Genomic DNA, 14,162 nt, shown 5'->3' on the forward strand with positions numbered 1-14,162 from the left:
AGAGAGGCTTCTTGGGCCTCTAACTCAGGGATCTATCTCTAGGGCGGCGGAAGCGATGGCCTCCATGGGTTCCAGACGCTCAGAGCCAAGTCCGCATTTCCCGGCCGCCCCAAACCGCCCGCACATGGTGCACTATCTAAACAACTGACCCGAAACGGCTCCACCACCTCGCATGCCGTTAACCCGAAAATCATTCAGGCCCCTGATATAAAAGAATATTTAAAACTGGCACGCCCCGTGCTTTCGATTAAGTGACGATTACGCGTACTGAATCGGCTCAGTACCACACAGTTTGACTACAGACGATGACGATCTGCAGGCATTGGCGCCTGCCCCCGGCGACGGGGGTGGGCGTTTTTTTATGCCCAAAGGAAAAGATGACATAGGAGAGACGCATGGCGAGCCGTATCCTGACAGCAACCTTTGCTGCCGTATTGGGGCTGACACAATCCGTGACCGCATTCGGTGACGAGATCGGTCCCCCGGAAAAACCCGACCTCAAGCTGGGCTTTATCAAACTCACCGATATGGCCCCACTGGCTGTCGCCTGGGAAAACGGCTACTTCATGGATGAAGGCCTGTTCGTGGAACTGGAAGCCCAGGCCAACTGGAAAGTCCTGCTCGACCGGGTCATCACCGGTGAACTGGACGGTGCCCACATGCTGGCCGGCCAACCGCTGGGGGCCACCATCGGCTACGGCACCCAGGCCAACATCATCACTGCCTTCAGCATGGACCTGAACGGCAACGGCATCACCGTATCCGACGGCGTCTGGGACCAGATGAAGCCGAACATTCCGACCAACGCCGACGGCAAACCCCAGCACCCGATCAGCGCCTCCGCGCTCAAGCCGGTCGTCGAGAAACAGCGCAACGCCGGCGAGCCGTTCAAGATGGGCATGGTGTTCCCGGTGTCGACCCACAACTACGAGCTGCGCTACTGGCTCGCAGCCGGCGGCCTGAACCCCGGGTATTACGCGCCGCAGAACGGCGACACCAGCGGCACCCTGCAGGCGGACGTGCAACTGTCCGTCACTCCGCCGCCGCAGATGCCTTCCACACTGGAAGCCGGCACCATCCAGGGCTACTGCGTGGGTGAACCGTGGAACCAGCAGGCCGTGTTCAAAGGCATTGGCGTGCCGGTGATCACCGACTATGAGATCTGGCCCAACAACCCGGAGAAGGTCTTCGGCGTGACCGAGCAGTGGGCCGAGAAATACCCCAATACCCACCTGCACCTGCTGCGTGCCCTGATCCGCGCCGCCTACTGGCTGGACGAGAACGACAACGCCAACCGCGAAGCTGCGGTGAAGATGCTGGCCCGACCCAATTACGTCGGTGCGGACGAAGAAGTCATCGCCAACTCCATGACCGGCACCTTCGAATACGAAAAGGGCGACGTGCGTGAAGTGCCCGACTTCAACGTCTTCTTCCGCTACTTCGCCACCTACCCGTACCCGTCGGATGCCATCTGGTACCTGACCCAGATGCGCCGTTGGGGCCAGATTCCGGAACAGAAGTCGGACGGCTGGTACATGGACATCGCCAAAAAAGTCTATCGCGCGGATATCTATGAGGAAGCCGCCAAGTCCCTGATCGCCGACGGCACGCTGCCGGCCAGCGCGTTTCCGGATTTCGACAAGGAGAACTTCACCCGACCGCACGAGGGTGAATTCATCGACGGTGTGGCGTTCGATCCAAAACAGCCCAACGCCTACATCGACAGCTTCCCCATCGGACTGAAAGGCAAGGAGACCCCGTAACCGGGTCCCGGGAGACAAACCATGAGCACGCTAACGTCCACCAATCCACTGCTGCAGCTGATCCGACGCCGCTATCCGGACGTCACCGGCAAGGCACTGCTGCAGTCGGTGACCCTGCCGGTGCTGGGCATCGCGTTATTCCTGATTGCCTGGCAACTGGTCGCGCCCCAGATCAACACGTCGCTGGGCAATTTCCCGACCCCGGCCAACGTTTATGAACAGGCCGGTCAGTTGTGGCAGGAACACCAGAACGAACAGGATCGGGCGGACCGCTACGTCGAGATGCAGGAGAAGCGCAACGCGCGCATCCTTGCCGACAACCCGGATGCAGAAACCCGAATCCGGCCCTATCCCGGGGCACCGACGTTCATCGACCAGATCTTCACCAGCCTGAAGACCGTGCTGGCCGGGTTTTTCCTGGCCACGATCATCGCGGTACCGCTGGGGATCATGATCGGCCTCAATCGCTACTTTGCGGCAGCGGCCAACCCGATCATCCAGATCTTCAAACCGGTCTCACCGCTGGCCTGGCTGCCGCTGGTCACCATGGTGGTCTCGGCCACCTACGTCAGTGACGACCCGATGTTCGAGAAGTCGTTCATCACCTCGATGGTCACCGTCACCCTGTGCAGCCTCTGGCCCACACTGATCAACACCGCCACGGGGGTGGCCCAGGTCAATCCGGATCTGGTCAACGTCTCCAAGGTGTTGCGTCTGCCCTTCTGGACCCACGCCCGCAAGGTGGTCCTGCCGGCGGCCGTGCCGATGATCTTCACCGGCCTGCGAGTCTCCCTGGGCATCGCCTGGATGGTGCTGATCGCCGCCGAGATGCTGGCCCAGAACCCCGGTCTGGGGAAATTCGTCTGGGACGAGTTCCAGAACGGCAGCAGCGACTCCCTGAGCCGCATCATGGTGGCCGTGCTGGCCATCGGCTTCATCGGCTATGTGCTGGACCGGATCATGCTGATGATCCAGCGCAAAGTTGCCTGGGACGAATAAACACGGACTCTCGAGGAGACCGACCATGAGCAAATCGCATCTTGAACTCACCGGCGTCAGCATGAGCTTCGACACCCCGCAGGGTCCGTTCCAGGCGCTGGACACCATCAACCTGAAAATCCGCAAGGGCGAGTTCGTGTCGCTGATCGGCCATTCCGGCTGCGGCAAGTCCACGGTCCTGAACATCGTCGCTGGCCTGCTGCAGGCCAGCCAGGGCGGCTGCGTGCTGGACGGCCACGAGGTCAACACGCCCGGCCCGGAGCGGGCGGTGGTGTTCCAGAACCACGCCCTGATGCCCTGGCTGACGGTCTACGAGAACGTGGAGCTGGCCGTGCGGCAGGTCTTCCGCAAGAGCATGACCAAACGCGAGCGCCAGGACTGGATCATCCACAACCTGGAACTGGTCAACATGGCCCACGCCCAGGACAAGCGCCCCGGCGAGATCTCCGGCGGCATGGCCCAGCGGGTGGGTATCGCCCGGGCCCTGTCCATGCGCCCCAGCGTCCTGCTGATGGACGAACCGTTCGGCGCGCTGGACGCCCTGACCCGCGCCCACCTGCAGGATGCCCTGATGGAGATCCAGCAGGACCTGAACAGCACCGTGATCATGATCACCCACGACGTGGACGAGGCCGTGCTGCTGTCGGACCGCATCGTGATGATGACCAACGGCCCGGCGGCGACGGTGGGCGAAGAGCTGACCATCGACCTGCCACGCCCGCGCAACCGGGTCACCCTGGCGGATGACGATCAATACGTTCACTACCGCCAGGCCGTGCTGCGCTTCCTGTATGAAAAACAGCGTTTCCCGGGAAAGGGCGACAAGGCCCCTCAGGCATCCACACCGACCGAAGAGGCGGATTCGACTGCCCCCGAATCGCCGGTCGAAGTGAAAGCACCTGAACCGCAGTCAACCTCGGCAAAAACGAAAAAGCCGGTCGCGACAGCGGTGCAGGACTGATCGCTTTTAGTGCGTTTTGAAGTCGTTCCGAACCAGAGCTGGGCAGGTAAAACGAGTGGGAAATCACGGAAAATCGCGTAACCCGCTGATTTTATGGTCACAGAAAGACTGGCACGGTAATCGCTTTAGATAAGACAGGACGACTTGCCCGATCAGGGATTGATCGGACCATCAAACATCGTTGTTGGCACTGACGCCGGACCATCGCTCTCCGCAAGGGGAAGATGCTCCGGCTTTTTTTGTTGGCGGGAAAAGGTCGAGCACCCCATGGCAGAACGCACATTACTGGTGGTTGGACACGGCATGGTGGCCCAGCGTTTGCTGGAGCGACTGGTGGCCCGTGCCGATCATCCGTACACCCGCATCGACGTGCTCAGCGCCGAAGCCGTGCCCGCCTATAACCGGGTGCTGCTGTCCTCGGTGCTGGCCGGCGAAGCCAGCCTGGACGCCATCACCCTGCAACCGCTGGACTGGTTCCGTGCCCACCGGATCCGCCTGCATCCAAACACCCGGGTGACCCGGCTGGATACCGACTCAAAGCAGGTGACTGTCGAGGATGGCCGCACCTTCGGGTACGACGATCTGGTCATCGCCACCGGCGCACGGCCCTCGTCGCTGTCGCTCCCGGGGGAATCCCTGGAAGGCGTGGTGACCTTCCGCGACATCCGTGACACCGAGCAGCTGTTGGCCATGAGCGCTCAATACCGTCGTGCCGTCGTCATCGGTGGCGGCTTCCTGGGACTGGAAGCCGCAGAAGGACTGAGCCAGCAGGGCATGGCGGTCACCGTGATTCATCGCAGCCCCTACCTGCTCAACCGCCAGCTCGACGCCACCGCCGGGGAACTGCTCGGCGAGGCACTGGAAGCCCGCGGCATTCACAGCATTACCGGCGAATCCCCCCGCAGCCTGGTGGGCCAGCGCCGGGTTCGGGCGGTGGAGCTGTCGGACGAAACCCTCGTCAGCACCGACCTGGTGGTCCTGGCCGCCGGCATTACCCCCAATGCCGAACTGGCCCGCGAGGCCGGTCTCGACTGTGAACGGGGCATCTGTGTCGACCACCAGTTGCGCACCAGCCGGGACAACGTCTACGCCCTCGGCGAATGCTGCCAGCTGGGTGAGCACACCTTCGGGCTGGTGGAGCCTGGCTACCAGCAGGCCGAGATCCTGGCGGGCGTGCTGTGCGGCGACGCCGAGCGGTTCGAGCCGAGCGACGTCGCCACCCGGCTCAAGATCAGCGGCATCCCCATTTTCTCCTGCGGCCAGGCCCAGCCCGGCCCGGACACCGAATCCGTGATCTGGCAGGACCACGAATCCGCCCGTTACTGCCACCTCCTGCTGCGGAATAACCGCCTGGCGGGCGCCGTCCTGTTTGGCGAGACCCAGGATGGCCCGTGGTATTTCGACCAACTTCAGCAACAGCGGGACCTGTCGGCCTACCGGCAGCAACTCGCTTTTGGCGCCGCGTACTGCGACGCCTGACGGACAGACAGAGAGAGACAGACCATGGCAAACAAAACATTGATCGTGATCGGGAATGGCATGGTTGGCCATCACTTTCTCGAACAGTTTGCAGAGACGCCCGCCGCCGCGGACTACGACATCCACGTGTTCGGCGAGGAACCGCTGATCGCCTACGACCGGGTCCATCTGTCCGAGTACTTCGGCGGTTCCACCCACGCTGACCTGGCGCTGGGCACCGCCGAGGATTACGCCGCCAAAGGCCTGACCCTGCACCTGGACGAGCCGGTGACCGAACTGGACCGGGATAACCGCAAAGTCCTGACCCCCAAGGGGGAATACACCTACGACGCGGTGGTGCTGGCGACCGGCTCCTACCCGTTCGTCCCGCCCATCGACGGCCACGACCGGGACCACTGCCTGGTCTACCGCACCCTGGCGGATCTGGACGCCATTCGCGCCAGCGCCGAAGGCAGGAAAACCGGCGTCGTCGTTGGCGGCGGCCTGCTGGGACTCGAAGCGGCCAACGCCCTCAAGAGCCTGGGCCTGGAAGCCCACGTGGTGGAATTCGCCCCGCGCCTGATGCCGGTGCAGCTGGACGCCGACGGCGGTGCGCTGCTCAAGCGCAAGATCGAGGAACTGGGCGTTCAGGTGCATACCGAGAAGGCCACTACCGCTATCGTGCCGGGGGAGGAAGCCCGTCTGCGCATGAACTTCTCCGACGACACGCACCTGGAAACCGACCTGATCGTGTTCTCCGCCGGCATCCGCCCGCAGGACACCCTGGCCCGGTCCAGCGGCCTCGAGATCGGCGAGCGCGGCGGTATCGTCATCGACGACCAGTGCACCACTTCCGACCCGCAGGTGTTCGCGATCGGTGAGTGCGCGCTGTGGGACAACCGCATCTTTGGCCTGGTGGCCCCGGGCTACACCATGGCCCGCACGCTGGCGGCGCGCCTGAACCAGGACGCGGAAGCCGGCTTCCGTGGCGCCGACATGAGCACCAAACTCAAGCTGCTGGGCGTGGATGTGGGCTCGATTGGTGACGCCCACGGTGCCACGCCGGGCGCCCGCAACATCCGCTTCAACGACGAGCAGGCCGGCACCTACGGCCGCCTGGTGATCAGCGAAGACGGCAAGAAACTGCTGGGTGCCATCCTGGTGGGCGACAACGGGCCCTACGACACGCTGCTGCAATACGCGCTGAACGGCATCGACCTGCCCAAGAACCCGGAAAGCCTGATTCTGCCGGTCTCCGAGGGCGGCGCCCCGGCACTGGGCCCGGATGCGCTGCCGGAGACGGCCTCGATCTGCTCGTGCCACAACGTCAGCAAGGGCGACATCTGCGGCGCCATCGACGCCGGCTGCACGGACCTCGGCGCGGTGAAGGGCGAGACCAAGGCCAGCACCGGCTGCGGCGGCTGCGCGGCCCTGCTCAAGTCCGTGGTGGACAACGAGCTGGAAAAGCGTGGCGTGGAGGTCAGCAAGGACATCTGCGAGCACTTCCCCTACAGCCGCCAGGAGCTGTTCCACCTGGTGAAGGTCAACGGCATCCGCACCTTCCACAGCCTGATCAAACAGTACGGCAAGGGCCACGGCTGCGACATCTGCAAACCGGCGGTCGCCTCGATCCTGGCCACCTGCTGGAACGAGCACATCATGGCCACCGACCACGTGCCCCTGCAGGACACCAACGACACCTTCATGGCCAACATGCAGAAGAACGGCACTTACTCCATCGTGCCGCGCATACCGGGCGGTGAAATCACCCCGGACAAGCTGATCGTGCTGGGTGAAGTGGCCAAGGAATACAACCTCTACACCAAGATCACCGGCGGCCAGCGGGTGGACCTGTTCGGCGCCACGTTGAGCGAGTTGCCGGAGATCTGGGAAAAGCTGATCGCCGCCGGCTTCGAGACCGGCCACGCCTACGGCAAATCGGTGCGCACGGTGAAATCCTGCGTCGGCAGCACCTGGTGCCGCTACGGCGTGCAGGACAGTGTGGGCATGGCCATCCGGCTGGAAGAACGCTACAAGGGCCTGCGCTCCCCGCACAAGCTCAAGTTCGCCGTCTCCGGCTGCACCCGGGAATGCGCCGAGGCCCAGAGCAAGGATATCGGCGTGATTGCCACCGAGAACGGCTGGAACCTCTACGTCTGCGGTAACGGCGGCATGCGGCCGCGCCACGCGGACCTGTTCGCCACCGACCTGTCCGATGACGAACTGATCCGCACCATCGACCGGGTGCTGATGTTCTACGTGCGCACCGCCGACCGCCTGCAGCGCACCAGCGTCTGGCTGGAGAACCTGGAAGGCGGCCTGGACTACCTGAAAGAGGTGGTGCTGGACGACAGCCTGGGCCTGGGCGAGGAACTGGAAGCCCACATGCAGGCCATCATCGGCACCTACCAGTGCGAGTGGAAGACCACCGTGGAGGATCCGGAGAAGCGCAAACGGTTCCGCGAGTTCGTCAACGCGCCGGAGAAGAAAGACCCGGTACAGCACTGGACCACCGAGCGCGACCAGCGCCGTCCGCTGGCCAACGCCGACATCGCCTGAGGTCGATCATCGGCCGGCATTTTATGGAAGGAGCAAGCACCATGACTGCACACAACAACTGGGAAGCCGTTTGCACGGTGGACGATCTGGTGCCGGAGTCCGGCATCGCGGTCTGGACCGAAGCCGGCCCGGTGGCGGTGTTCTACCTGCCGCATCACCTGCCGGCCCTGTTCGCGATCAGCCACACCGACCCGTTCAGCGGCGCCAACGTGCTGGCCCGGGGCATTACCGGCGATCTGAAAGGGGAACCGGTGGTGGCGTCGCCGCTGTACAAGCAGCACTTCAGCCTGCGCACCGGCATCTGCATGGAAGACGAATCCGTGCGGGTGAAGGTCTATCCGGCCCTGCTGGACGGCGACCGGGTGCGCCTGAAGGTGCCGGCGTCCCAGCGCCGGACCACAGCCGCCTGATGCCCGTTGCCGCCGCTACAGCCAGCGGCGGCGGCGAAAGTACCAGACCAGGGCCCCGGTCATGACGATCATGACGCCCCACACCAGGGGGTAGCCATAGCGAGCGTACAGTTCCGGCATCGCCCAGGGGTTGTCCGGGTTCCCGAAGTTCATACCGTAGACGCCGACGATGAAGGTCAACGGTATGAAGATGGTGGCGATGATGGTCAGCACCCGCATGGTGTCGTTCGTCCGGTTACTGATCGCCGACAGGTACAGGTCCAGCATGCTGGTGGCCATGTCCCGGAAGCTTTCCAGCAGCTCGATGATCTGCACGCTGTGGTCCATGCAGTCCCTCAGGTACACCAGGGTCTCCGGCTTGATTCGATGGTCCTCGGTCCGCATGGCGCTGGCGATCATCTCGCGCTGGGGCCAGAGTATCCGCCGCATGAGCAACAGCTCCCGCTTCAGGCGGTGGATGGCCGCCAGCGTCTGCCGGTCCGGATGGGCCAGCAACTCGCTTTCCAGGACTTCCAGATCGTCGCCGAACGACTCGAGGACGGGAAAACCGGAATCGACGATGAAGTCGAGCAGCGCGTAGAGCAGGTAGTCGATACCCCGGGAAGTAAACCGCCGGCCGTTCGGCTGGCGTATCCGTTTGCGGATGGGATCGAACGGGTCCTCGGCCAGCGGACAGAAGCAGATCAGGTAATTCTCGCCCACAAACAGGCTGATCTGGACGATTTCCAGACTGCCGTCGTTCAGTCGAGGGAAGGCCGCGGTGACGAAGAGCTGCTGGTCGTACGACTCGATCTTTGGCCGCTGGCCCGCGTTGAGGACATCCTCCAGGGCGAGATCATGCAGACCGAACAGGTCCCCGAACTGGCGCAAGGTATCCGGGCCGACGGCGCCGTTGATCTGCACCCAGGTCTTGGAGTCGCGTTCCAGGTAGCGGACGCAATCCTGCACGGCGTCCAGATCCAGCTCCTCGACGCCTTCCTCGGTGTAGTCCGTCAGATGCATCGATAGGGGCGATGTCGTTGCCGGACTCCGCTGGACCAGCGTGCCCGGCGCCGTGCCCGGTTCGTGGTAATGCTTGCGAAAGTAGCTCATCACGCTGACCGCTCCCGTTCGGTTACCGGAACATCGACCACGAATCAGTCCATGATGGACGCGTTCTTCACCGAGATCTGGTCATTCAGCGTCCAGAAGTCATAGAGCACCCCCAGACCGCACAGTCCCAGGGTCAGCAGGTAGATCACACCGGTGATCCACTTGCCCATGTACATGCGATGAACACCGAACGCTCCCAAGAAGGTGAGCAGCAGCCAGGCGATGTTGTAGCTGGTATCGCCGCCGCGGAAGCGGAAATCGGCTTCCCGGTCCATCGACGGAATCAGGAACAGGTCGATGATCCAGCCGATGAAGAACAGACCCAGGGTGAAAAACCAGATGGTCCCGGTGACCGGCTTGCCGTAGTAGAAACGGTGCGACCCCAGGAACCCGAAAATCCAGAGCAGATAGCCAAACAGCTTGCTGTGCGTGTCCGTCTGCGGCATGCGTGCCTCTCCAGCCAGATGAGGTGTCTCGATCAGTCACACTTGCAGACCGGGGCTCAGGGCCCGAGTTCCGGCGCCGGGTCCGGCCCGTCCTCGCGGAATTCGCTCGCCGACTTGCCGGTCCACTTGCGGAAAGCGCGACTGAAGTTTGAAAGATCAGCATAACCCAGCTCGTAGGCAATTTCGCTAATCGATTGATTCGTGTAGCGCAGCAGCTGGATGGCGCGATCCTTGAGGACCGCTTCGACAATTTCACGGTAGGTGGTCTCCCGATCCGCCAGCCGGCGTTTCAGGGTGCGCGACGACACGCAGAAGCGCTCCGCCATGTCCTCCAGCGACGGCAGCGGGCCGGGCATCACATGCAGCATGTTGCGGATGGCGATGACGATGTCCCCTTGTTCTTTCAGGGCTTTCTGCAATTCAAATTCACACTGGCTGCGCGCCATATCCGACGCATCGGCGTCCGCCAGGCGCATGCGGATATCCAGGAAACGCTTGGGGAAAATCAGCATCTCCGAATCCGCGCTGTAATCGAAACGGATCGGCAACTGGTGGGCGAAATCCCGATAGTAGGCGGGCTCCGGGCAGGACAATCGCGCCGAGACGCCGGGCAGCTTGCCATTGCGCAATTCGAACCCCAGCTCCTCGCCGCTGGCGTGGTCCACCAGCTGTTCCGCCAGCAACACCAGCGTCGCCATCACGGTTTCCGCCAGGAAGTGGTAGAGGGAGGGCACTTCGAATTCTGCTTTCAACTGGACCAGCACGTGCTCGCCGGTGTCCCGCATGATCATGCTCAGGAACGGCGCCCGCAGCTGCAGGTAACGACGCACGGAATCCAGCGCGCCGCCGACGGTTGGGCTGGTCAGTGCCGCAAAGCCCAGGGTGCCGTGGATGGTGACCCGCAGCTCCCGGGCCAGGGCAAAGCTCAGCCCCTTTTGACCGGCCAGCGCCACCGCGCGATCGGCCATGATCACGGCGTCGGTCACAAACACCCGGCTGTCGGCCGCCTGCAGATCGGTCTTTGAAAAGCTGAGCCCTTCGTACAGAGGCCGGTCGTCAAACCCCAGGCGCTTGACGGTATCCCCCAGGACACGCAAATACACGCCGGGCAACAGGAACAGCCCCAGCATCTGGCGCTCTCGATCCGCACTCACCTTGGCCATCCTGTTTCCTTCTTCGATTGACTCGGGGGGACTCGGCCCATGGCGGGCCGACGGCATAGGTCGATGCTACCAGATGCACCGACCCCCCACTATTTGGCGTAGCGCCCGAAAATCCTGTCGTTCCGGTCAATTCAGGCCCGCAAAAACGCCCGTGTGTCCCATCATCCACGGCGGCCGTCCCGTTTGCGCATGGCCGAAATCGCTTGCACCCCACAGACTGGCCCCATGACATCGCGGCTTGCGTCATTCACCACCATCACCGACGCAAGTCTGAGCCATGAGCGCCCCGACGTTTGGCGCATAGGAGGATCCATGCTGAGAACAGCGATCGCAAACAAAAAGGCAGCCGTTCGTAAACCCGACCATGTGGACATCAAACCCCAGCGCATGGGTTTCGAGTTCGGTGACCAGGTACCCCGTTACTGGCTCGACAACAGCCCGTTCCTGAGCCACATGATGAACGCGCTGTCGGTCCTGTTCCCCCAGGGCGAGCAATTTTTCGTCGACTCCGTACGCTACTACCGGGACCAGATCACCGATCCGGCCCTGAAGAAAGAAGTCGCCGGCTTTATCGGCCAGGAGGCCATGCACTCGCTGGAACACATCGCCATGAACCAGCACGTGCGCGACCAGGACATGCCGGTGGAAGACATGGAACACCACCTGCGCATACTGCTGGACGGTTTCGGCAAGCGCCTCCCCAAGCGCCACCAGCTGGCCATCACCTGTGCCCTGGAGCACATGACCGCCATGATGGCCGACATGCTGCTCGAGCGTGACGACGTGCGCGAAGACATGCACGAAACCATGCGCCCGCTGTGGGTCTGGCACGCCATCGAGGAAACCGAGCACAAGGCGGTGACCTACGACGTGTTCCAGGAAGTGGGCGGCACCTACCTGGAGCGCTCGTTCTACCAGATCCTGAGCACCGCGCTGCTGGGCGTGATGACCACCTACTTCACCGCCCGCATGATGTGGAACGACAAGCGCGGCTTCTCACTGAAAGACGTGGGTAAAGGGATGTGGCGCATGTGGGGCACCGATGGCGTTTTCTCCAGCCTGATCCCCACCTGGTTGGAATACTTCAAGCCCGGTTTCCATCCCTGGGAGCACGACAACAGCGAGCTGATCGCCCGCTTCAAGTCCGAGGTGGCCGAGTACATCGCGCCGCAATACCGCAACGGTAACCGCCGGACCCTGCAGTAATCCGAAGTCCTTGCCTGCCCGTTCGAGCCCGCCTTTGAGCGGGCTTTTTTTTGGGGCATGGTCGACATGCTCGGGATAACACCGGCTGTCCTGCGGACAGCTCCGAAGCTGAAGCATCGGCTACATTTACGAAGCTCCCCAACATGTAGCCGATGCTTCAGCTTCTGAGGCGCCGCCAGGCGCCATCATTCACTCCGAGGTCCTGATCGCTGTCCGTGCACCATCGACGTTCTGCACGAGGCCCGATCGAAACCAATGGAGGCCATCGCTGGAGCAGAGGACAGGACGTCCTCGTCACATAAGCGGCCAGGGACGGCCCTCTTAGGTGACGGAAGCGATGGCCTCCATTGGTTTCAGACTCCCAAGGTCATTGCCACCTCCACTGAACCCACCCTCATTTTTCGATTGCTCTACGACAAAGGTTCATTTGACAGAACCCCGCTTTGGGTGAAGGTTTAAGGTTCGTCCGGATTGAATCGGATCATGCCAACAGGAGGGAGTCGAACATGAAACGTCTGCTAATGCTGGTCGGCGATTATGTCGAGGATTATGAAGTGATGGTGCCGTTCCAGGCGCTGATGGCGGTAGGCTACGAAGTCCATGCCGTGTGCCCGGACAAGAAGTCCGGCGAGACCGTCCGCACCGCCATCCATGATTTTGAAGGCGACCAGACCTACTCGGAAAAACCCGGCCACAACTTTGCGCTGAACGCCACCTTTGCGGCCATCAATCCATCGGACTATGACGGACTGGTGGTTCCAGGCGGTCGAGCGCCGGAATACCTGCGCCTGAATGAGGACGTGCTGAAAGTGGTACGGCACTTCTTCGAAACCAACAAACCGGTCGCCGCCATCTGTCACGGCGCCCAGCTGCTGGCAGCCGCGGGCGTACTGGAAGGCCGGGACTGCTCCGCCTATCCCGCCTGCGCGCCGGAAGTCACCGGGGCTGGCGGCCAGTATCAGTCCATCGAGGTGAACGAAGCCCACGTGGACGGCAACCTGGTCACGGCGCCGGCCTGGCCCGCGCATCCGGCCTGGATCGCCAAGTTCCTGGAGGTCATGGGCGCGAAGATTACATTGTAATGCACCAGGCCCTGACCAGGCCGGGTGAACACTCACCCGGCCTGTATTGAGTGCCGTTCAGACGTACAGGTTCTTGCGCGAGAAGCGCGCGACCAGCGGCTGGTAGGCGGCGCCAAGGGCACGGTTGAGCACTTCGATACCCCAGGCGTCCGGCCCCACCAGGATGCGGGACTCGTCCTTTTCGATTCCGCGCACAATGATGTTCGCCGCCTTTTCCGGTGTGGTCATTGCGAGCTTGTCAAAGCCGCTGCGCTGGGCTTCGGCGTTCTCCGACTTGCCCATGCGCGCGGCCCGGGCAATGTTGGTCTTGATGCCGCCCGGGTGCACGCAGCTGACGGTCACCGGCTGGTTCTCCAGCGCCATCTCCTGGCGCAGGGCTTCGGTGAAGCCGCGCACCGCAAACTTGGCGGCGTTGTAGGCACTCTGCTTGGGCACCCCAATCAGACCGAAAACACTGGAAATGTTGACCACATGCCCATCGCCGGAGTTGATCAGGTGCGGCAGGAACGCTCGCGTCCCGTGGGCCACGCCCCAGAAATCAATATCCATGATCCACTTGAAATCCTCATCGGTCATCTCGCGGACCGACGCCGACAGGGCCACGCCGGCGTTGTTGATCACCAGGTTCACCTGGCCGAAATCCCGGGCCACTTCCTCGGCGTGGGCGTAAATGGCATCCCGGTCGGAGACGTCCAGCTTGTATGTTTTGACTTCCACTGCGCTGCAAGCGGCTGCGGTTTCCTTCAGCCCGGCTTCGTTGACGTCAGACAGGGCCAGGCGGCAGCCGCGGCTGGCCAGCTTGGCCGCCAGGGCCCGGCCAATGCCGGAGCCGGCGCCAGTCACAACGGCGACTTTATTCTGGAGTTCTTTCATCGGGTCATCCTCAGATTGGAGGGGGTGTCTGTGACAGGCCGACTTGCTGTGCGCCGACCGAATTAAAGCATTTACTTTAAATAGCACTTTATCAGCCGACGTCCACCTGAGAATGGCAGTAAAGGACGAAAACTCGGGCAATACGGCCAC

12 protein-coding genes are annotated in these 14,162 nt (G+C 62.6%); 8 read left to right on the forward strand and 4 right to left on the reverse strand.

Annotated features, from left to right (window positions below; genetic code table 11):
- The first annotated feature begins 395 nt into the window (after window positions 1-395).
- The 6 genes from JL474_RS09690 (at window position 396) to nirD (ending at window position 8,150) form a co-directional block, all read left to right on the forward strand.
- Entirely contained in the window at window positions 396-1,763 is a 1,368-nt protein-coding gene (locus JL474_RS09690; RefSeq protein WP_203141929.1) for a CmpA/NrtA family ABC transporter substrate-binding protein, read from the forward strand.
- 21 nt (window positions 1,764-1,784) lie between these two features.
- Window positions 1,785-2,762: an ABC transporter permease gene (locus JL474_RS09695; protein WP_123633567.1), complete on the forward strand. Its 978-nt coding sequence runs from the start codon at window positions 1,785-1,787 to the stop codon at window positions 2,760-2,762.
- Window positions 2,763-2,787: 25 nt separating this feature from the next.
- Window positions 2,788-3,723, forward strand: a complete 936-nt coding sequence (locus JL474_RS09700) for an ABC transporter ATP-binding protein (RefSeq protein WP_236012180.1) — start codon at window positions 2,788-2,790, stop codon at window positions 3,721-3,723.
- A gap of 267 nt (window positions 3,724-3,990) precedes the next feature.
- Window positions 3,991-5,202, forward strand: a complete 1,212-nt coding sequence (locus JL474_RS09705) for an NAD(P)/FAD-dependent oxidoreductase (protein WP_203141930.1) — start codon at window positions 3,991-3,993, stop codon at window positions 5,200-5,202.
- A gap of 24 nt (window positions 5,203-5,226) precedes the next feature.
- The gene (gene nirB / locus JL474_RS09710) at window positions 5,227-7,740 is read left to right on the forward strand and encodes a nitrite reductase large subunit NirB (RefSeq protein WP_203141931.1); all 2,514 of its coding nucleotides are present in this window, start codon (window positions 5,227-5,229) and stop codon (window positions 7,738-7,740) included.
- Between the two features lie 41 nt (window positions 7,741-7,781).
- Window positions 7,782-8,150, forward strand: coding sequence for a nitrite reductase small subunit NirD (gene nirD, locus JL474_RS09715; protein ID WP_203141932.1), 369 nt, complete (start codon window positions 7,782-7,784; stop codon window positions 8,148-8,150).
- A 15-nt stretch (window positions 8,151-8,165) separates the two neighbouring features.
- On the opposite strand, the gene corA is transcribed toward nirD, so the two are convergent.
- From corA to JL474_RS09730, 3 genes are read right to left on the reverse strand one after another with little or no spacing between them, the layout of a single operon-like run.
- Window positions 8,166-9,242 (reverse strand): magnesium/cobalt transporter CorA, encoded by a 1,077-nt coding sequence (corA, locus tag JL474_RS09720; protein ID WP_203142364.1) that lies wholly within the window; start codon window positions 9,240-9,242, stop codon window positions 8,166-8,168.
- Between the two features lie 44 nt (window positions 9,243-9,286).
- Window positions 9,287-9,688, reverse strand: a complete 402-nt coding sequence (locus JL474_RS09725; RefSeq protein WP_123633573.1) for an NINE protein — start codon at window positions 9,686-9,688, stop codon at window positions 9,287-9,289.
- 56 nt (window positions 9,689-9,744) lie between these two features.
- Window positions 9,745-10,851, reverse strand: coding sequence for a helix-turn-helix transcriptional regulator (locus JL474_RS09730; protein WP_203141933.1), 1,107 nt, complete (start codon window positions 10,849-10,851; stop codon window positions 9,745-9,747).
- A gap of 312 nt (window positions 10,852-11,163) precedes the next feature.
- Here JL474_RS09730 and JL474_RS09735 point away from each other — a divergent pair, with 312 nt between their 5' ends.
- Together JL474_RS09735 and JL474_RS09740 are read left to right on the forward strand one after the other, a co-directional pair.
- Window positions 11,164-12,057, forward strand: coding sequence for a metal-dependent hydrolase (locus JL474_RS09735; protein ID WP_203141934.1), 894 nt, complete (start codon window positions 11,164-11,166; stop codon window positions 12,055-12,057).
- A 506-nt stretch (window positions 12,058-12,563) separates the two neighbouring features.
- A complete protein-coding gene (locus tag JL474_RS09740; protein ID WP_123633576.1) occupies window positions 12,564-13,139 on the forward strand; it encodes a DJ-1/PfpI family protein in 576 nt (191 codons plus the stop codon).
- Window positions 13,140-13,196: 57 nt separating this feature from the next.
- Here JL474_RS09740 and JL474_RS09745 read toward each other — a convergent pair whose 3' ends face one another.
- Entirely contained in the window at window positions 13,197-14,012 is an 816-nt protein-coding gene (locus JL474_RS09745; protein ID WP_203141935.1) for an SDR family NAD(P)-dependent oxidoreductase, read from the reverse strand.
- Window positions 14,013-14,162 lie beyond the last annotated feature (150 nt).

Origin of the sequence: Marinobacter mangrovi, assembly GCF_016798325.1 — a bacterium.
Taxonomy (GTDB): Bacteria; Pseudomonadota; Gammaproteobacteria; order Pseudomonadales; family Oleiphilaceae; genus Marinobacter_A; species Marinobacter_A mangrovi.